The sequence below is a fragment of the Aeromonas eucrenophila genome (genome assembly GCF_000819865.1).
GTDB classification, from domain to species: domain Bacteria; phylum Pseudomonadota; class Gammaproteobacteria; order Enterobacterales; family Aeromonadaceae; genus Aeromonas; species Aeromonas eucrenophila.
In genome coordinates this window covers 58,888-77,031 of record NZ_CDDF01000015.1, presented here as the reverse complement: position 1 = coordinate 77,031, position 18,144 = coordinate 58,888, and the positions used below count along the sequence as shown (strand labels likewise).

Genomic DNA, 18,144 nt, shown 5'->3' with positions numbered 1-18,144 from the left:
CTAACAAGAAGCCCAGTCGACAGACTGGGCTTTTTTATACCTAAAACACCCCCCCTTATCCCTTCTTTGCGCCCCTTCTCCCATCAGTTTTAAAGATGTTTAACTTGTTCCAGTAGCATTCTTAATAGAATACGCAGAGCCAGATGGTCGCCATCTCGGGATGTGTCCACTCGACCCTATGCTTCTGGCGGGCGGGAATGTTGATGTGATCCCCCGGGCCCAGCAGCACCAACTGCTGCTCCTGAGTCTGCGGATCGACGAACAGCAGGCTGGCTTCACCCTGCACGATCAACACCCACTCGTGTTCATCCTGATCGTACCACTCGCCGGGGGCTGTCTGATGACCTTGGGAAACGATGCGCTCTATCCGCAGGTGATTGGTGCTGACCAGATCCTGAAAGAGCTCGGTGGGCAGAGGGGAGGGAATATCGTTCAGCAGGCTGCGACTGTGCATGGGTCATCTCCACTGTGATGTCTGTCCTTGCAGTATAGGGCCCTCCTTCTGGCGGGACGCGGTGGTCGGATGGGTATTTTGAGTCACAACTGGAGCTTTTTGTGGTGACTTTGTGGAAAAATTCGGAGAAGTCGCTGCAATCTTGGCAAATTCTTGCTATTTTGCGCAGCCATAAAAGCAAACGATTTCCTTCACACTTTCAGGATGAGTTATGGCAACGCAAGACATCGCCGCACAAGCAGGGAAGAGCGGCCTTCTGGACTCCTATTTTTCCATTTCCGAGCGCGGCAGCAGCGTGCGCCAGGAACTGTTGGCCGGGTTGACCACCTTCCTGGCCATGGTGTACAGCATCATAGTGGTGCCCAACATGCTGGGTGTCGCCGGCTTTGAGCAGGGGCCTGTGTTTGTGGCGACGTGCTTGATCGCCGCTTTCGGCTCTCTGCTGATGGGGCTCTGGGCCAAGCTGCCGATGGCCATAGGTTGCGCCATCTCCCTTACCGCCTTCACCGCCTTCAGCCTGGTGCTGGGGCAGGGTCTGAGCATTCCGGTGGCCCTCGGCGCCATCTTCCTGATGGGGGTGTTGTTTACCCTGATCAGCGTGACCGGCGTGCGCCAGTGGATCCTGGATAACCTGCCCTCCGGCATCGCCCACGGCACCGGGATCGGCATCGGCCTGTTCCTGCTGCTGATCGCCACTAACGGCGTCGGCATGGTGATCAAGAACGAAGGTGCTGGTCTGCCAGTTCAGCTAGGCGAGGTCACCTCCTTCCCCGTCATTATGACGGTGCTGGGTCTGGCAGCCATCTTCGGCCTGGAGCGCCGCAAGGTGCCGGGCGGCATCCTGATGGTGATCATCGCCATCTCCGCACTGGGTCTGGCCTTCGACCCCAAGGTGACTTGGCAGGGCTTCTTCGCCATGCCGAGCCTGACCGGTGAGAAGGGCTCCCTGGTGGGCAGCATGGATCTGCTGGGCGCCCTCAATCCCGTGGTGATCCCGACCGTGCTGGCCTTGGTGATGACTGCCGTGTTCGATGCGACCGGCACCATTCGCGCCGTGGCAGGCCAGGCTGGCCTCATCAACGAACGTGGTCACATCATCAGTGGCGGCAAGGCCCTGACGGCCGACTCCGTCAGCAGCATGGTGGCGGGCGTGGTCGGTGGTGCACCGGCAGCCGTGTACATCGAGTCCGCCGCCGGCACCGCCGCCGGTGGCAAGACAGGCCTGACCGCGACTCTGGTCGGGGTGCTGTTCCTGCTGATGATCTTCCTCTCCCCCCTGAGCTATCTGGTACCGGCCTACGCTACCGCACCGGCACTGATGTACGTCGGTCTGCTGATGCTGGGCAACGTCACCAAGCTGGACTTCAGCGACTCGGTCGATGCGCTGTCGGGCATGTTGTGCGCCGTCTTCATCGTGCTCACCTGCAACATAGTCACCGGCATCATGCTGGGCTTCGTGGCACTGGTGGTGGGGCGTCTGTTTGCCGCCGAGTGGAAGAAGCTCAACCCCGGCACCGTCATCATCGCCGTGGCACTGGTGGTGTTCTACGCCGGTGGCTGGGCCATCTAAGGCTTCCGGTTGGTATGAAGGGCTCCTGCGGGGGCCCTTTTCATGGTTGTGAGGGGGCTAACAGTTTCCATCCTTATCAGGTCGCGCCGTTTCAAATTGGAACGAAGCAGCCTCTCTTGCTGTTTCAAATCCGAACCGGAACGACCGTCATTTTTATCCCGCGTTATCCCGTTAGACTGGCTCCATCAACCATCTGTCACCCGCGCGGTGGCAAGCCAAAGGAGTGAGCCATGAAGAAGCTGATCAATGCCATCGATGCCGTGGTCCGTGAACAACTGATGGGGATGGCCGCCGCCCACCCCGAGCTCAAGGTTCGTATCGAGCCTCACTACATCACTCGTGCCGACTCCCCCGTCATGGGCAAGGTGGCGCTGGTCTCCGGCGGTGGCAGCGGTCACGAACCCATGCACGGCGGCCTGGTGGGCAAGGGAATGCTGGATGGTGCCTGCCCCGGCGAGATCTTCACCTCACCGACCCCGGATCAGATGTATGAGTGCGGTCAGGCGGTCGATGGCGGCGCTGGTGTGCTGTTCCTGGTGAAGAACTACACCGGCGATGTGCTCAACTTCGAGACCGCGGTGGAGCTGCTGCACGGCGACGGGGTCAAGGTGGGCTTCTCCCTGATCGATGACGACGTGGCAGTGAAAGACAGTCTCTATACCGCAGGCCGTCGCGGTGTCGCCACCACTGTGCTGTGCGAGAAGCTGGTCGGTGCCGCCGCCGAGGCGGGCTATGATCTGGCGCGCTGCGAGGCGCTGGCCCGTCGCATCAACAACCAGAGCCGCACCATAGGGGTTGCCATGCACGCCTGCACAGTCCCTGCGGCAGGCAAACCCTCCTTCACCCTGGCGGACAACGAGATGGAGTTCGGAGTCGGTATTCACGGCGAACCCGGCATAGCGCGCCGCCCCTTCACCGATCTCGATACCCTGGTGAACGACATGTTCAAGGAGCTGGCGGACAACGCCCCCTATGGCCGCACCCTGCGCCACTGGGACAGAGCCTCCGGCAGCTGGCAGGAGGAGCACAGCTTCATCGAGCCCCTCAACAGAGGCGATCGTGTCATCGCCCTGGTCAACAGCCTGGGGGGCACCCCCATCTCCGAGCTGTATGGCGTCTATGGCCGGCTCGCCGTGCTGTGCGAGGAGGCGGGCATCCACCTGGTGTGCAACCTGGTCGGCCCCTATTGCACCTCTCTCGACATGACCGGCCTCTCCATCACCCTGCTCAAGGTGGATGACGAGTTGATGAGCCTGTGGGATGCTCCCGTTCACACCCCTGCCCTGCGTCGCGGCTGCTAAGGAGTTCTTACTCTCATGTTAAGCAAGCATCAGATCGTCAACTGGCTGCTCGATTGCGAGCACATTTTTACCGATCAGCGGGCCTATCTCACCGCACTGGATACCGACATCGGCGACGGGGATCATGGCCTCAACATGCAGCGCGGTTTCACCAAGGTCGCCGAGAAGCTGCCTGCGGTGGCGGACAAGGACATAGGCCAGGTGCTCAAGACCACCGGCATGACCCTGCTCTCCTCGGTGGGTGGCGCCAGCGGCCCGCTCTACGGCACCTTCTTCATCCGGGCGGCGGCCAGCACCGAGGCCTGCCAGAGCCTGACCCTGGGGCAACTCGCCAAGATGCTGGCCGACGGGGTGGAGGGGATCGTCTCTCGCGGCCGTGCCGAGCCCGGCGACAAAACCATGTGCGACGCCTGGTGGCCGGCCCTGGCTGCCCTGCAACAGGCGCAGCAACAGGAGCTGACCCTGGCCGAGGCGCTGGACAAGGCGGTGCTGGCCGCGGCGGCCGGCACCGAGGCCACCATACAGATGCAGGCTCGCAAGGGGCGCGCCAGCTATCTGGGGGAGCGCAGCATAGGTCATCAGGATGCCGGGGCCACCTCGAGCCTGCTGTTGCTGACCGCCCTGCGGGACAGAGCGAGGTTATGAGATGATCGGCATCGTAGTAGTCTCTCACAGCGCCACCCTGGCGGCCGGCTTGCAAGCGCTGGCCGACCAGATGGGCAGCCCGGCCCGATTGCTGCTGGCGGCCGGGGTCGATGATCCCGAGCATCCCATCGGCACGGATGCCATCGCGGTGATGAGTGCGATAGAGCAAGCGGATGACGGCAGCGGCGTACTGGTGCTGATGGATCTCGGCAGCGCCCTGCTGAGCGCCGAGACCGCCCTCGAGCTGTTGCCTGCCGAGCTGAGTGCTCGGGTGCGGCTCAGCCCTGCGCCGCTGGTCGAAGGCACCCTGGCCGCCGTGGTAGCGGCTGGGGCGGGTCTCAGCCTCGATGAGGTGGCAGCGGAGGCGCTGGCGGGCTTGCAGGCCAAGGTCGCCATGCTGGGGGGACGGGAGCTCAGCACCCCGGCCATCCCCGAGCTCGCCCCGGAGGTGACCCAACTGAGTTGGCGCCATCGGGTGTGCAATCCCCACGGCCTGCACGTACGCCCCGCCGCCAAACTGGTGGCGGCGCTCAAGCCGTTCGAGGCGGAGCTCACCCTCTACAAGGGTGACAAGGGGATCAATCCCCGCAGCCTGACCCGGCTCGCCATGCTGGACGTGCGTTGTGGCGACGAGATTGAGCTCAGGGCCAGCGGCCCCGAGGCGGAACAAGCGATACAGGCGTTTCAGGCCCTGGCAGAGGGGCGCTTCGGCGAATAGACAAGCGAGTGATGACGAGAGAGGGGCCAGTGCCCCTCTTTTTTATTGCCGCAAGATGCCGCCGCTCAGCCCTGTTTCCCCGGCTCTATCTGCCACTGCTTCAACTTGCGCCAGAGGGTGGTGCGGCTGATGCCAAGGTGCTGCGCCATCAGGCTGACCTGACCCTGACAGGCGTGGGCGCAGCGCAGTATGGCCTGGCGCTCCAGCTCGGCCAGGCTGAGCAGGGGTTGCCCCACCACTTCACCGGCCAGCAGTTGATGGCCGTGGCGAATGGCGGCCGGCAGCGCCTGCGGCGGTATGGGCCCCTCCTGGCTGTGGAGCAGGGCGTGCTCGACGGCGCTGCGCAGCTCCCCCAGGTTGCCGGGCCAGGGGTAGGCCAGCAGACAGTCGAGGGCCGCCGGGCTGAAATGACGAACGGGCTCGCGCCCTTGGGCCCCCAGCTGCTGATCGATGAGGGCGGGCAGGTCGGCCACGCGCTCACGCAGGCCAGGCACCCGCAGTTCACAGGCCTGCAGGGCATAGAGCAGCTGGCGGCCAAACTGGCCCTCCTGCACCCGCTGCTCCAGCGCGGCGCTACTGGTGGCGATGATCCTCACCCTGAGCGGCAGGATGCGGGCCGAGTCGAAGCGCTGGATGCGGCCGGTCTTGAGCAGTTGCAGCAGGGCCGCCTGCATGGGGGCGGGCAGATACTCCACCTGCTCCAGCACCAGGGTGCCGCCGTGGGCCAGCTCGAACTTGCCCGCCCGCTCCTGACCCGATTCGTCGGAACCCATCAGCTCCAGCGCCATCCGCTCGCTCGGCAGCGCCTGGCAGTTGAGGATGATGAGGGGGCCGGCGGCGCGATCGCTGCCAAAATGGATCGCCTCCGCCAGCTGTACCTTGCCCACCTCCTCCTCCCCGCGCAGCAGCACGGGCCCCTGACTCTGGGTGGCCTGGCGGGCATGACGCAGCAGTTTGCGCATGGCGCTCGATACCCCGACCAGAGCTGAGAGCTCCGGCACCGCCTGGCGCAGCTGGTTGATGGCCCTGAGCCTGTCCAGCGGGTGCAGCAGGGCGATGAAGCTGACGCCGTCCGGCCCCGGTAGCGGCTTGAGGCTCAGCAGGACATTGATAAACTCCCCGCTCTGCTCTTCTGCCCGCCCTCCTGTCAGCTCCAGGGTCAGCTCCACATGGCTTAAGGGCGTCTGTCCCTCGATGGCGAGTCGCAACCGCTGGGGCAGCAGCAACTGCCGCTCCAGCGGCTGGCCAAGGCAGAGCGCCGGATCGAGCCGCAAGCGCTGGGCTGCCAGCGCGTTGAGGTAGCGCAGCCTGCCCTGGGGATCCCAGGCCAGCACGCCATCATCCATGCCATCGAGCAGGGCATAGAGCTCGCTCAGGTGGCGCTGGGACTCCTGCATCAGGGTCTCCATCTGCAGCAGGTGGGCCAGCTCGCGACCGGCGCCGACGGTGAGGGCGAGATCTCCCGCCGCCGCCGCGTCCAGCTTGCAGATCAGCGCGACTATGGCGACCTGACGACCGTTGCTGTTATAGACAGGGCTGGCGCAGCAGTGCCAGGGGTGCAGGGTCTGGTTGAAGTGTTGGGTGCCGCTGACGACGAGCGGTATGCCAGCAAGTGCCGCCAGGTTGATGGCATTGGTGCCGATGCGCCCCTCGCTGAAGAAGGCGCCGAGGCCGAAACCGAGTGCCTCCAGCTCGGCGAGGGTCTCCCCATGGCCGGTGCGTGCCAGCAGGCAGCCGCTCTCGTCGGTCAGCAGCAGGGCGCAGGGCCGCCCCTCCATGTATTCGTAGAGATCCTCCAGCGCCATCTCGCCGGTGGTGAGCAAGTCCCGCTTGCGCTGGCGCAGGCTGTGCAGGGTCTGCCCCCTGGCGCTGTGGGGCGGATGCCAGTGTTCCCGGCTGGTCTGGTGGGCGCAGCGCAGCCAGGAGGCCTGTAGATAGTCGGGCCAGGGCTGATGTGGCTGGGAATCGGATGGCAGGGTCAAGGGGATGTCCGGCAAGGGCTAAGCCCTGCATTTAACCACGCCACCCCGGCGGATTCAGTGACCCGCCTCAGAGAGTCGCCTCCTCGTCCATGGCGATGGTCGCCTCGGCAAATTGCTGCTCCAGCCAGTGGCAGAAGGCTCGGCACTGGGGGCTGCTCTCGCTCTCCTGGTGCACCAGCAGGCTCCAGCGAGGGCCGGCCACCCGATGTACCGAGAGCGGCAGCAGCAGACCCTGCTGGCGGGCGGGGCGGGAGAGCAGCTCGCTTACCAGCGCCACCCCCAGGCCGGCGCTGGCGGCGTCTTGCAGCAGACCGGGATCGGAGAAGTTGAGCCCCTGGGTGCGCAGTTGCAGATCCTCCCCTCCTTTCAGCGTCCAGTGGTGCCAGTCCAGCTCACGTTCCCCGTGCAGGGTGGTGCGCTCGGCGGCGGGTTGGGTCAAGACGGCCGGGGTCGCCACCGGCAGCAGCCGATCCGCCAGCAGCGTTCTATGGCTGCACTCGGCCTGGGCCTCGATATCGCTGCGCAGGGCGAGATCTATGGTCTGCTCGGCCATGTTGGGGGCCTCGTCGCTGGTGAACAGCCAGAGATCGATCTCTGGATGCTGGCGATGGAAGTCAGCCAGCCGGGGCAGCAACCAGAGCCGGGCGAGGGCCGTCGTGGTGTTGAGCACCAGCTGATTCGGCTTGCGGTACTGCTCGAGCCGCTGGATCCCCACCGCGAGTTGCAGCAGCACATTCTGGGTGGTGGCCAGCAGATCCTGGCCCGCATCGGTGAGGGCGACCGAGCGGCCCTGGCGATGAAACAGGGGCTGGCCGAGCAGTTCCTCCAGGGAGCGGATCTGCTGGCTGATGGCGGACTGGGTGAGGTGCAGCTCCTGGGCCGCCTGATGAAAACTGCCGAGCCTGGCGGCGGCCTCGAAGCCCCGCAGCACATTGAGGGGAGGCCAGTGTTTGAACATCATTGATTAGCTCCGCTTATCACTTTTACCGAAAATCGATCGTTTGTTCGCCATCGCTAGCGAGAATAGTCTATTCCCATCGTCAGCAACCTTAATAGTACCTAATCAGAGAGGGTGAGATGCGCGAGCAGGGAATGGTGGCAGCAGGCTGGTTTATGCCCGCCGAGTGGTGCCGACACACGGCGACCTGGATGGTCTGGCCGCACAACAAGGCGCAGTGGGAAAACGGTTGGGGCGTCACCCTGGCCGAGGTGCAGCAGGACTTCGCCCGGGTGGTCAACGCCATTGCCCGCTTCGAGCCGGTCAATCTGGTGGTGGATCCCGACGCCATTGCAGAGGCACGCGCCCTGTGCGGCGATCGGGTCACCCTGATCCCGCTGCCGGTGGATGACAGTTGGTGCCGGGACTCTGGCCCCACCTTCATCTGTCACCCAGAGCTCGGCACCGCTGGCATCAGCTGGCGCTTCAACGCCTGGGGGGGCAAGTCGGCCCATGGCCTGGACGAGGGGCTGGCGCGGCGCATCCTCAACAGCCTGGAGTTGGAGTGCATCGGCAGCTTCCTCGCCAACGAGGGGGGCGCCATCCACGTGGACGGCGAGGGCACCCTGATCACCACGGAATCCGTGCTGCTCAACAGCAACCGCAACCCCGGCATGAACAAGCAGGAGATCGAAGGGATCTTCGGCCGCTTGCTCGGCATCGAGAAGACCATCTGGCTGCCGGGGGATCCGGATCACGTCACCGGCGACATGACGGACGGCCACGTGGACGGCGTCTGCGCCTTCAGCCGCCCAGGTCAGCTGCTGGTAGATGCGACCCTGGATGCGGGTTCCACCTATGGCCGGGTGGTGGCGGAGAATCGCCGCGCCCTGGCCCTGGCGACCGATGCCAGAGGGCGCGGCTTCGAGTGCCGCGAACTGTTCGAGGCGAGTGAGGCGATAGACGCCGAGGCCGAGGTGTTCTGCGCCTCCTACACCAACTTCTACCTCGCCAACGGCGCCATCATCATGCCCGCCTATGGCGTGGCGGCAGACGAGGCGGCGGGTGCCGTGCTGAGGCTCGCCTTCCCGGACCGGCAGCTGGTGCCGGTGCGCATCAACCAGCTGGCCCACGGCGGCGGCGGCATTCACTGCATCACCCAGCAGCAGCCGGCCTGGCCACTGCAGGGTTAAGGATTGGGATCAGCCTCGTCAGGTGCGCCTGACGAGGTGTCGTGATGGGATCAGGGAGGAGACATTCATGAACAAGGTCGTCGCAACCACACAAGTCGCCTGTCAGCGGGAACGGGTGTCAGGGAGGGTATCCGGATGAGCAAGATAGTCGTCGCAACCACGCAGTTCGCGTGCAGCTGGGAGCTGGAGCGCAATCTGGATATCGCCGAGGGGCTGGTGAGGGAGGCGGTCGCCAAGGGGGCCAACCTGGTGCTGTTGCAGGAGCTGTTCGCCACGCCCTACTTCTGCATCGAGCAATATCACGGCCATCTGGCGCTGGCGGAATCGTTCGAGCAGAGCCGGGTGCTGCGCCGCTTCTCGGCCCTGGCGCGGGAGCTGGGGGTGGTGCTGCCCATCAGCTGGTTCGAGCGCGCCGGCAACGCCTACTTCAATTCGTTGGCGATGGCGGATGCGGATGGCCGATTGCTGGGGGTCTATCGCAAGACCCATATCCCCAACGCCATCGGCTATCAGGAGAAGGAGTATTTCAGCCCGGGGGACACGGGGTTTCGGGTCTGGGACACGGCCGCCGGCCGCATCGGGGTCGGCATCTGCTGGGATCAGTGGTTCCCGGAGGCGGCCCGTGCCATGGCGCTGCAGGGGGCCGAGCTGCTGCTCTATCCCACCGCCATCGGCTCCGAGCCGGGGGCGGCCGCGCTCGACTCGCGGGATCACTGGCAGTTGACCCAGCGCGGCCATGCCGCCGCCAACATCATGCCGGTGATCGCCGCCAACCGCATCGGCCGCGAGGTGGCGACCCAGGATCCCGAGCTGCAGATGCGCTTCTATGGCTCCTCCTTCATCACGGATCACAAGGGGGCCCTGCTGGCCGAGGCGGACAGGGACAGCCAGGGGGTGCTGGTGCAGGAACTGGATCTGGCGGCCATGGCCGAGGAGCGGCTGAGTTGGGGCATCTATCGGGATCGCCGTCCCGAGATGTACGGTGCCCTGCTGAGCCTGGACGGGCGCAGCCATCTGGGAGGGCGCCCATCATGAGCGCCCTCACCAAGATAGCCATGGGGCTGGCCCTGCTGTTGAGCGTCGGGGCCCAGGCCGAGGAGGCGCAGGAGGAGAAGGTGCTGCGCCTCTACAACTGGTCCGATTATTTTGCCCCCGATACCCTGAGTGAATTTACCAGGGAAACCGGGATCCGGGTCATCTACGACGTGATGGACAGCAGCGAGACCCTGGAGGCCAAGCTGATGGCGGGTCGCAGCGGTTATGACCTGATCTTCCCTGGCGATACGGTGGCGGAGCGGCTGATGCGGGCGGGCAGCCTGCAGCCGCTCGACAAGGGCAAGTTGCAGCACCTCGGCGACCTGGATCCCGAGCTGGTGCGCTTGCAGCAGGCCTACCCCCATGCGAAGGAGGCGGTGGTGCCCTACACCTGGGGCACCATAGGGCTCACCTACAATGCGGACGCGATCAAGCAGCGGATGCCGGATGCCCCGGTCAACAGCCTGGACATGTTGTTCAAGCCCGAGCTGGCGGCGAAATTTGCGGATTGCGGCATCTCTGTCATCGACTCCCCCGACGAGGTGCTGGCGGTGGTGCTGCACTATCTGGGGCGGGATCCGCGCAGCGGCAAGGCGGCGGATCTGGAGGCGGCCCTGGCCCTGCTCAAGGGGATCAAGCCCTATATCCGCAAGTTCCAGTCCCAGCCGGTGACGCCGCTGGTGAACGGGGATCTCTGCCTCTCCCTGGGTTACAGCGGTGACATGACCCAGGCCAGGCGGGCCGCCGCCGAGGCGGGCAAGGACCTCGATTTTGAATACCGGCTACCGAAGGAGGGGAGCACCATCTGGATGGATACCATGGCGATCCCGACGGATGCCCCCCATCCCGAGTATGCCTATGCTTTCATCAACTTCGTGATGCGCCCGGCCAACATGGCGGCCATCACCAACAGCACCGGCTATCCGACCGCCAGTGCCAAGGCCAAACCCATGGTGGATACCACCATGACGAGCAACTCGGATATTTACCTGGATGAGGCCAGCTACCAGCGGCTCATTCCGGGCAAAGACATTGCACAATCCCAGATGCGTGCCCGCATGCGAGCCTGGACTCGCTTCAAGAGCAGCCTCTGAACCTTAGGAGTAGAAAGATGTTTTCCCGACGCCATGTATTGAAACAGTTGGTCGCCCTCGGCGCCATTGCCGGGTTTGGCAGCCTGCCCGGTGCCCGCTCGGCCTTTGCCGCCGGCGAGACCAGTGTCACCGGTCGCTACCACATGCCGGAAGAGTCCTCGCCCCAGGCTCAGGTCTGGGTGGCTTTTGGCGCCAACAGTGATATCTGGGGTCGTAACTACAAGGATGTACAGGCCACCATAGGCCGGCTGGTCAAGGCCATGACCCCCTACACCCAGGTGTGTGTGCTCTGTCACGAGGAGGAAGAGGATCTGGCGCGCCAGCTGTGCGGCGAGCACAACACCCGCTTCATCAACGCCGAGCTGGACGACATCTGGCTGCGGGATACCGGCGGCGTCTTCGTGCAGGACGAGCAGGGGGCGCTCGGGCTGGTGGACTTCAACTTCAACGGTTGGGGCGACAAGCAGGAGCACAGCTATGACGCCAGGGTCGCCACCCTGGTGGGCCGGCAGACCGATGCCCACCGTCTGCAGAGCGAGCTGATCGGGGAAGGGGGCGGCATCGAAGTGGACGGCAATGGCACCGCCATCATGACCGAGAGCAGCTGGATCAACAGCAACCGCAATCCGGGCCTCAGCAAGGCGCAAGTGGAGGCGGAGCTCAAGCTCAATCTGGGGCTGCGCAAGATCATCTGGTTGCCGGGGATCAAGGGCAAGGACATCACCGACGCCCACGTGGACTTCTACGCCCGCTTCGTGCGCCCCGGGGTGGTGGTGATCAACATGGATAACGATCCCGACTCCTACGATTACAAGGTGACCCGCCAGCATCTGGCCATCTTGCAGCAGGCGACGGACGCCGATGGCAACAAGCTGGAACTGCATCAGCTGCCGCCCCCGCAGGGCGGGCGAGACAACAAATTCAGCCGCAGCCCGGATTTTGCCGCCGGTTACATCAACTACCTGCCCATCAATGGTGCCGTCATCGCCCCCCAGTTCGGCGATGCCAAGGCCGACCGCTACTGCCGGGATCTGCTGGCTCGCCTCTATCCGGGTCGGACGGTCGTGCAGATAGACATAGATCCTGTGGCCGCCGGTGGCGGTGGTATCCACTGTATCACCCTGCATCAGCCTGCCTGATATTCTGACAAGGTTGATTATTGCAGCGTGAAATACCATATGGGGCGCTTCGGCGCCCCATGTCATTGCTGTCGTCAGATGGTTCGCCTTGGTCAGATCCCCGTCATGCCGATCTCGTCGAGCTGAACGTGGGCGGGCTGGCGCAGGGTGTAGAGCACGGCCTCGGCCAGATCCTCCACCTGCAACCAGCCGGGCTTGCGCTCAGATGCGCAGGCCGGGGGCGGTACCTGCACCAGGCCGGGGCAGAGGGTATGCACCCGGATGCCCTGATGTTGCACCTCTTCCCGCAGCGCCTTGGCGAAGCCCAGCACCGCAAACTTGGCGGCGCAGTAGACGTTGGCCCTGGCATAGCCGTGCTTGGCGGCCTGGGAGGCGATGTTGATGATGGTGCCGTGGCGGCGGGCCAGCATGTCCGGCAGGCAGGCCTGGGTCAGCAGGAAGGTCCCCTTGGCGCAGGTGTTCATCACCCTGTCCCACTCGGATTCCGGCAGATCCTGCACCAGGTAGTCGCTGCCGACCCCGCTGTTGTTGATCAGCAGATCGATGGGGCCGAGCAATGCGCTAGCCTGGGCATGCTGGGCGCGCACCTGGGCGCCGTCGCACACATCCAGCACCAGCGGCAGCACCCTCACCCCGTATTGGGCGCTAAGGCGTGCCGACTCCTGCTCCAGCAATGACTGGCGGCGGGAGGCCAGGATCAGCTCCACCCCCTGGCTGGCCAGTGCCTCGGCGATGGCCAGTCCGATACCGCTCGCGCCACCTGTGATCAGGGCGCGTGTTGCTCTCAGTTCGTTCATCTTCTGTACCTCCTGAATGATGGAGGCATTGTGGCGGGGGGCGATTCGGGACGGTAGGGGGGAGGCGGTGGCGGCTCGAACTCTGGTTCGGATTTGGCGTAAGACGTTCGAACTTTGGTTCTAGGTGGATGACGGCTCTTTCAAATTGCCGGAGCACAGCCGTTGATCTTGAAAGAAAAACGCCGCCCTTGGGGCGGCGTCTTGCATCATGGCATCTGTTTGCCCTGGGGCGGCGCCAGCGCCTTGTCGCTGCTCTGGTGATCCTCCTCCTTGATCCAGGCATCCAGCAGGGTGTAACCCACCGCCAGCACCACCGGGCCGATGAAGAGGCCAATGATGCCCATCGCCAGCAGGCCGCCGATGACCCCGACCAGGATCAGGATCAGCGGCAAGTCGGCGCCGCGCTTGATGAGGAAGGGGCGCAGGAAGTTGTCCATGGTGCCCGCCAGCAGGGACCACACCAGCAGGAAGGTGCCCCAGGTGGTGTCGCCGGTCCAGTAGAGATAGCCGACGCTGGCGATCAGCACCGGGAAGGGGCCTATCTGGGCCACGATCAGCAGGAACATCAGCACCACCAGAATCATGGTGTAGGGAATGCCCGCGATCATCAGGCCGAGCCCGGCCACCGACGACTGTACCAGGGCGGTCACTACCACCCCCATGGCGACGGCCCGGATGGCCTGGGAGGCCAGCACGACGGCGTTGTCACCGCGCTGGCCTGCCAGCCGGTGGGCGAAGCGACGAATGCCGTCCGCCGCCTTCTCTCCCGAGTGGTAGAGCAGGCCGCAGATGGCCACCGTCAACAGGAAGTGGACGAATAGCAGGCCGAGGTTGCCGGCCTGTGAGGCGAGCCAGCGGGCGGTCTGGCCGAAATAGGGGGCCAGCTTGGCGAACAGCACCTGACCACCGCTCGCCAGGATCTGCTGCCAGAACTCATACAGCTTGCCACCCACCAGCGGGAACTGCTGCAACCAGAGCAGCGCGGGAGGCGGCGAGTGACTCAACTCGGTGCCAAGCGCAATCAGCATGGGGGCCTTCTCCGCCACGTTGGCCAGCGCCATGAACAGCGGGATGACAAACATCAGCAACAGTATGCTGCTCATCAGCAGGGCGGCCAGGGCCCGCTTGCCCCACAGCAGTCGCTGGGCCATCTGCATCAGCGGCCAGGTGGCGATGGTGATCATGGTTGCCCACACCAGTGCGGGCAGGAAGGGGCGCAGCACCATGAAGCACGAGATGATGAGCAGACTGAGGAACAGCACCCCCAGGGTTATCTTGGCCAAATCGACTTTTTTCATAGGCATTGCATTCCCTTCAAGTAGGGGTTGGGCCCCGGTGCGCGGGGCCGGGGTGGATGAAACGTAGCGACCACCAGAGGCCGGCGCTCAGCCAGAGCCCCAGGCAACCGATGAGCGATCCCTGCCCCACCAGGATCAGCAGGGAGCTGCTGGTGAGCAGCGGCAGGGCAAGCAACAGGCCGCCGATACCCAGGCTGACCGCCAGGGCCAGCAGGGCACAACGGATGGCGGGCACAGGGTGTCGTTCGAGTGGGAACAGAGTACCCGATACCAGCCCCAGGGTGAACATGGCCAGCGCCCCCAGGGCGCTGGATTGAGTGAACCCGGCCCCCAGCAGGCTGAGCAGGATCAGGCCCCACCAGGCGAGCCGATTGTCCGCCAGGGCGAAGAGAGGTTTGCGCAGGGCCAGCAGGAGGGCGCCGAGCCCCAGGCCCACCACCACATCCGAGATGAAGTGCACACCGAGCCAGACCCGAGCCAGCCCGGCCAGACTCGCCAGCAGCAGGGCGAGGGTGATGCCTTGCCAGGCCCGGATCCCCGGCAGCGAGCAGAGCATCAAACCCCAGCACAGCAGGGCGGAGGCGGTGTGGCCGCTCGGCATGCCAAAGCCCTGGGCGCTGTGCTGCGCCAGCGCGGGGTCCAGGTGGAAGGGCCTCGGCCAGCCCAGCCCCTCCTTGGCGAGCTGCACCAGCAGGGTCAGCAGCACCATGGCAAACAGCATCCGGTAGAGCCTCGGCCAACCGAGCAGGGGCAAGAGCAGCAGGGCCAGCCCCAGCTGGACGGGAGCGGTGCCGAGCAGGTTGCCGGCCAGGGGCCAGAGGGCGTCTGGCCCTATCCAGCCTTGCAGGCGCTGGATCAGCGGCAGCTCTGCTCTGTGCAGTGGGCTGGCACCAGCGCCGAAGTCGGTCTGCCACTGTATTGGGCTCTCGGGCACCTCTGCGAGTCTGGGGGCCAGCCAGTCGAGCTGCGCCGGGAAGCGACGCTGGTCGTCTGGCAGCAGGGCCGGTTCGATCAGCCGGGCGTTGAGAATTTCACCGCCGAGGTTGGGGGCCCGCAGCAGGGAGACGAAGCCCGTCCCTGTCTGGGCCTGGATGGGAGCCAGGGTCTGGCAGGCGAACAGCTGGGCCCGCTGCCAGCGCCCCAGCTCGGCGGTGATCCGGCCGCGCAGCCCCGTCTCCTCGAACAGCTCTCGCAGGGCCGCCTGCTCGGCGCTTTCCCCTGCGTCTATGTAGCCGCCACTCAGGCTGTAGCGCCCGGAGATCCTGTCTTGCACCAGCAGCAACTGTTGCTGGTGGCGGATCACGCAGGCGGCCGCACTGGGGGCCGTTTGGGCGGCCTGGACGGCGAGCAACGGTGACAGCAGCAGAAGCAGGAAAAAAAAGGCGCGGATCATGGCGGGTCCATGGGGCTGATGAATGGGGCAAGGGTCACAGAAATCAGATACTTGGGCAATGAATTCCTGATGAAATCCCGGCCGAAGCGGCAGGGTTCGGGTTCAAACCGAGCCGCAAGGATTGCCGTCGGCCGAGGCAGTCCCTACTATTGGCGGCTATTGTTCTTCTCATTCAACACTGCTTGGGGCCTTCCATGCGACAGATTGGTTTTTTCTTGGGGATAGGCATTGGCGTCATCCTGATACTCTTTGGCAGCATCGTCATCTTTCAGGCCTTGCCCGCCGCACTGGACGTGCTGGAGATGCCGAGCCGCATCCCCTTCGTGCGTGAGGTTTACACCTGGCTGATGACCAGCGCCAGCGGCCTCACCAACCAGCTCGAGCAGAATTTCCTGGAGGCATTCCAGACGGTGCTCAAGCTGATACTGCTGATCACCTTCCTGTGGGTCTGCGTCAAGCTGGTCAACATGGGGGTGCTGATCATCCGGGCCGGCGTCGATCTCATTCGCACCGCCATCGAGCACAGCGAAGACAAGGTGGCCAAGCCCTCCGAGCAGGATCGCCATTTTTAAGGTTTCACTGCCTCATCGCAGATAAACAACAGGCCACCCTAGGGTGGCCTGTTTGCATGGTGGTATATGCCACCCGATATCAGTTAAGCAGTTTCTCCAGCTCAGCCTCGGCGTCCGCTCGGGCCTGGTCACCCTGCTCTGCGGCCTTGACGGTGTCGGTCACGGCCTTGCTGGCTTGCTGCTGCACCGTGGTGGTGGCGTTGCTGACGGCCTGCTTGGCGGTGTCGGCCACGGCTTTGGTCACCTGCTGTTGAGTGCTGACGGCGGCGCTGCTGACTGCCTGTTTGGCAGTGTCTGCCATGGCCTTGCTGGCCTGCTGCTGCACCGTGCTGGTGGCGCTGCTGGCGGCCTGCTTGGCGGTGTCGGTCACGGCCTTGCTGGCCTGCTGCTGGGTGCTGACGGCGGCGCTGCTGACTGCCTGTTTGGCAGTGTCGGTCACGGCCTTGCTGGCTTGCTGCTGCACGGTGGAGGTGGTGCTGCCGACTGCCTGCTTGGCGGTATCGGCCACGGCCTTGGTCGCCTGCTGTTGAGTGCTGGCAGCGGCGCTACTCACGGCTTGCTTGGCGGTGTCGGCCACGGCCTTGGTCGCTTGCTGCTGGGTATTGGCAGCGGCGCTGCTCACCGCCAGTTTGGCGGAATCCGTCACGGCCTGGTTGGCCTGCTGCAGGGTGCCGGCGGCGCTCTTGCTCACCTGCTGTTGCACCGCGCCGGTGGCACTGCCGACCGCCTGCCTGGCCGAGCCGGTGATCGCCTGAGTTGCGCTCTGCTGCATGGCGCCCACCATGTTGCCGAGCAGGGAGCCACCGGATCCCGTCATGGCCTGGCCGACGCCGTTGAGGGCGGTGGCCGTGGTGCCACTCTGGCTCTGCCAATCCTGCATGGCGCTCGGCCAGCTCGGGGTGGCTGCCGTCAGGTTTTCACCGAACACCTGGGTGGCGCCATCCTTCTTCTGCAGCATGACGGAGAGCTGGTTGGTCTCGGCGTTCCACACCATGCCCGCCTGCTTAGCGGCATCCGGCACCGGGGCGTAGCGAGAGACCACGTAGAACAGCGGCCCCTCCTGCTGCAACTCGTTGGCGGTCTTGAGCAACTGCATGGTGCTGTCGTAGTCGGGCCCCAGCATGGCGGTCATCCGATCCTTGATGATCGGCTGCTCGAACAGGTTGGCTTCGTTCGGATCGAAACCGACCAGGGGCTTGAGCAGGGCCCACATCAGCTGGCTGGTGGGGCTCATCATCAGCAGGGGGGCAACGCAGGCGGACAACATCAGGCTCAGGCAGGCAGCCTGGAGCAACGGCATGATACGCATCGACGACATATCCAAGTAATTATTTGATTAATATTGGGTTATGCTGTCATATCCCGACAACATCACCTGAACTGGGCTGCCCCTTTCACGATGTAACACGATGGAGGCGGCGGGCGCAGGCAGGCTACCATATTGCTTCCGGAATGCCAGACGGGCCGACATTTATTGGTCAAGTCGGCGACGCAGATGGTCGCCTTGGGAGATCAGGCTTTCGTTGTCACAGGTGTCATCCCATGATCCGCTCCTTGTTCTGTCTGCTGGTGCTGAGTGCGCCATCTACCGTTTTTTCTGCCCCGGCTCCCCTGACCCACTCGGTGGGCACGGATCTGGTGCTGCCGCTCGGCTCCTTGCCGGAGCGGGTCTGCTGGTATCAGGATCAGAAATACTCCCAGGGTGCCCGCATCCAGCAGGGGGATGTCTGGCTGGAGTGCGGCCCCCAGAACGCGCAGGAGAGCAATGGCTCCCTGGTCTGGCATGAGCCTCAGCTGTATCAGCCCGCCGCCGAGGGGAGCCGCAACCGGGAGACGATCAGGGTGAGTCAGTGAGCCTTTTCTTGATCCAGCTACAGACATGGGCGTGATCTCTATCGCATAATGCGGCTCTTTCTTCTCTTGGGTGGGATCTAAGCAATGGCTCGTCGCTCTTCCAATATGCAACGTCGTCGTAGTAGCTGGTGGTATAAACGCCTATTGGTACGGGAGCGGGCA

General features: G+C 64.5%; 17 protein-coding genes. 10 read left to right on the top strand and 7 right to left on the bottom strand.

The genetic code is table 11. From position 1 onward, the window contains the following. Positions 1-121 precede the first annotated feature (121 nt). On the bottom strand, positions 122-454 hold the full coding sequence (locus BN1124_RS15960; RefSeq protein WP_042643487.1) for a cupin domain-containing protein: 333 nt from the start codon (positions 452-454) through the stop codon (positions 122-124). Between the two features lie 211 nt (positions 455-665). Between BN1124_RS15960 and BN1124_RS15955 the strand changes: the two genes are divergently transcribed. The 4 genes from BN1124_RS15955 (at position 666) to dhaM (ending at position 4,688) form a co-directional block, all read left to right on the top strand. Next, complete coding sequence (locus BN1124_RS15955; protein ID WP_042643485.1) at positions 666-2,024, top strand: NCS2 family permease; 1,359 nt, start codon at positions 666-668, stop codon at positions 2,022-2,024. Between the two features lie 230 nt (positions 2,025-2,254). Next, positions 2,255-3,325 carry a dihydroxyacetone kinase subunit DhaK gene (dhaK, locus tag BN1124_RS15950; protein ID WP_042643484.1) on the top strand — a complete coding sequence of 357 codons (1,071 nt, stop codon included), beginning with the start codon at positions 2,255-2,257 and terminating at the stop codon, positions 3,323-3,325. 15 nt (positions 3,326-3,340) lie between these two features. Next, positions 3,341-3,970, top strand: coding sequence for a dihydroxyacetone kinase subunit DhaL (dhaL, locus tag BN1124_RS15945; RefSeq protein ID WP_042643482.1), 630 nt, complete (start codon positions 3,341-3,343; stop codon positions 3,968-3,970). 1 nt (position 3,971) lies between these two features. Continuing rightward, the gene (dhaM, locus tag BN1124_RS15940) at positions 3,972-4,688 is read left to right on the top strand and encodes a dihydroxyacetone kinase phosphoryl donor subunit DhaM (RefSeq protein ID WP_042643480.1); all 717 of its coding nucleotides are present in this window, start codon (positions 3,972-3,974) and stop codon (positions 4,686-4,688) included. A 65-nt stretch (positions 4,689-4,753) separates the two neighbouring features. On the opposite strand, the gene dhaR is transcribed toward dhaM, so the two are convergent. Continuing rightward, entirely contained in the window at positions 4,754-6,664 is a 1,911-nt protein-coding gene (dhaR, locus tag BN1124_RS15935; protein WP_378051762.1) for a dihydroxyacetone kinase operon transcriptional regulator DhaR, read from the bottom strand. 73 nt (positions 6,665-6,737) lie between these two features. Then, entirely contained in the window at positions 6,738-7,631 is an 894-nt protein-coding gene (locus BN1124_RS15930) for a LysR family transcriptional regulator (protein ID WP_042643478.1), read from the bottom strand. A gap of 116 nt (positions 7,632-7,747) precedes the next feature. Here BN1124_RS15930 and BN1124_RS15925 point away from each other — a divergent pair, with 116 nt between their 5' ends. The 4 genes from BN1124_RS15925 to BN1124_RS15910 all read left to right on the top strand — a co-directional run bounded on the left by BN1124_RS15925 (position 7,748) and on the right by BN1124_RS15910 (position 12,068). After that, a complete protein-coding gene (locus tag BN1124_RS15925) occupies positions 7,748-8,800 on the top strand; it encodes an agmatine deiminase family protein (RefSeq protein ID WP_042643477.1) in 1,053 nt (350 codons plus the stop codon). A gap of 135 nt (positions 8,801-8,935) precedes the next feature. Continuing rightward, on the top strand, positions 8,936-9,835 hold the full coding sequence (aguB, locus tag BN1124_RS15920; protein WP_042643476.1) for an N-carbamoylputrescine amidase: 900 nt from the start codon (positions 8,936-8,938) through the stop codon (positions 9,833-9,835). Then, a complete protein-coding gene (locus BN1124_RS15915; RefSeq protein ID WP_042643475.1) occupies positions 9,832-10,929 on the top strand; it encodes an extracellular solute-binding protein in 1,098 nt (365 codons plus the stop codon). The genes aguB and BN1124_RS15915 overlap by 4 nt, the downstream gene beginning before the upstream one ends. A gap of 17 nt (positions 10,930-10,946) precedes the next feature. Next, positions 10,947-12,068, top strand: a complete 1,122-nt coding sequence (locus tag BN1124_RS15910; RefSeq protein WP_042643471.1) for an agmatine deiminase family protein — start codon at positions 10,947-10,949, stop codon at positions 12,066-12,068. A gap of 92 nt (positions 12,069-12,160) precedes the next feature. Here the strand turns inward: BN1124_RS15910 and BN1124_RS15905 are convergent, their stop codons facing one another. From BN1124_RS15905 to BN1124_RS15895, 3 genes are all read right to left on the bottom strand, one after another. Beyond that, a complete protein-coding gene (locus BN1124_RS15905) occupies positions 12,161-12,865 on the bottom strand; it encodes an SDR family oxidoreductase (protein WP_042643469.1) in 705 nt (234 codons plus the stop codon). Positions 12,866-13,071: 206 nt separating this feature from the next. Continuing rightward, positions 13,072-14,169, bottom strand: a complete 1,098-nt coding sequence (gene ydiK, locus BN1124_RS15900; protein ID WP_042643467.1) for an AI-2E family transporter YdiK — start codon at positions 14,167-14,169, stop codon at positions 13,072-13,074. 10 nt (positions 14,170-14,179) lie between these two features. Next, positions 14,180-15,556 carry a bifunctional NUDIX hydrolase/phosphatase PAP2 family protein gene (locus BN1124_RS15895; protein WP_042643465.1) on the bottom strand — a complete coding sequence of 459 codons (1,377 nt, stop codon included), beginning with the start codon at positions 15,554-15,556 and terminating at the stop codon, positions 14,180-14,182. Between the two features lie 194 nt (positions 15,557-15,750). Between BN1124_RS15895 and BN1124_RS15890 the strand changes: the two genes are divergently transcribed. After that, the gene (locus BN1124_RS15890) at positions 15,751-16,128 is read left to right on the top strand and encodes a hypothetical protein (protein WP_042643463.1); all 378 of its coding nucleotides are present in this window, start codon (positions 15,751-15,753) and stop codon (positions 16,126-16,128) included. Positions 16,129-16,207: 79 nt separating this feature from the next. On the opposite strand, the gene BN1124_RS15885 is transcribed toward BN1124_RS15890, so the two are convergent. Continuing rightward, positions 16,208-17,437: a hypothetical protein gene (locus BN1124_RS15885; RefSeq protein ID WP_042643461.1), complete on the bottom strand. Its 1,230-nt coding sequence runs from the start codon at positions 17,435-17,437 to the stop codon at positions 16,208-16,210. A 233-nt stretch (positions 17,438-17,670) separates the two neighbouring features. Here BN1124_RS15885 and BN1124_RS15880 point away from each other — a divergent pair, with 233 nt between their 5' ends. Then, positions 17,671-17,982, top strand: coding sequence for a YnjH family protein (locus BN1124_RS15880; RefSeq protein WP_042643459.1), 312 nt, complete (start codon positions 17,671-17,673; stop codon positions 17,980-17,982). Positions 17,983-18,144 lie beyond the last annotated feature (162 nt).

Bases quoted from the DNA above. Each gene is read 5' to 3' on its own strand.
- BN1124_RS15915 (WP_042643475.1), top strand. From the start codon at position 9,832: ATGAGCGCCCTCACCAAGATAGCCATGGGGCTGGCCCTGCTGTTGAGC.
- BN1124_RS15880 (WP_042643459.1), top strand. From the start codon at position 17,671: ATGATCCGCTCCTTGTTCTGTCTGCTGGTGCTGAGTGCGCCATCTACC.
- dhaM (WP_042643480.1), top strand. From the start codon at position 3,972: ATGATCGGCATCGTAGTAGTCTCTCACAGCGCCACCCTGGCGGCCGGC.
- dhaK (WP_042643484.1), top strand. From the start codon at position 2,255: ATGAAGAAGCTGATCAATGCCATCGATGCCGTGGTCCGTGAACAACTG.
- BN1124_RS15960 (WP_042643487.1), bottom strand. From the start codon at position 454: ATGCACAGTCGCAGCCTGCTGAACGATATTCCCTCCCCTCTGCCCACC.
- ydiK (WP_042643467.1), bottom strand. From the start codon at position 14,169: ATGCCTATGAAAAAAGTCGATTTGGCCAAGATAACCCTGGGGGTGCTG.
- aguB (WP_042643476.1), top strand. From the start codon at position 8,936: ATGAGCAAGATAGTCGTCGCAACCACGCAGTTCGCGTGCAGCTGGGAG.
- BN1124_RS15895 (WP_042643465.1), bottom strand. From the start codon at position 15,556: ATGATCCGCGCCTTTTTTTTCCTGCTTCTGCTGCTGTCACCGTTGCTC.
- BN1124_RS15955 (WP_042643485.1), top strand. From the start codon at position 666: ATGGCAACGCAAGACATCGCCGCACAAGCAGGGAAGAGCGGCCTTCTG.
- BN1124_RS15885 (WP_042643461.1), bottom strand. From the start codon at position 17,437: ATGCGTATCATGCCGTTGCTCCAGGCTGCCTGCCTGAGCCTGATGTTG.
- BN1124_RS15905 (WP_042643469.1), bottom strand. From the start codon at position 12,865: ATGAACGAACTGAGAGCAACACGCGCCCTGATCACAGGTGGCGCGAGC.
- BN1124_RS15910 (WP_042643471.1), top strand. From the start codon at position 10,947: ATGTTTTCCCGACGCCATGTATTGAAACAGTTGGTCGCCCTCGGCGCC.
- BN1124_RS15890 (WP_042643463.1), top strand. From the start codon at position 15,751: ATGCGACAGATTGGTTTTTTCTTGGGGATAGGCATTGGCGTCATCCTG.
- dhaL (WP_042643482.1), top strand. From the start codon at position 3,341: ATGTTAAGCAAGCATCAGATCGTCAACTGGCTGCTCGATTGCGAGCAC.
- BN1124_RS15925 (WP_042643477.1), top strand. From the start codon at position 7,748: ATGCGCGAGCAGGGAATGGTGGCAGCAGGCTGGTTTATGCCCGCCGAG.
- BN1124_RS15930 (WP_042643478.1), bottom strand. From the start codon at position 7,631: ATGATGTTCAAACACTGGCCTCCCCTCAATGTGCTGCGGGGCTTCGAG.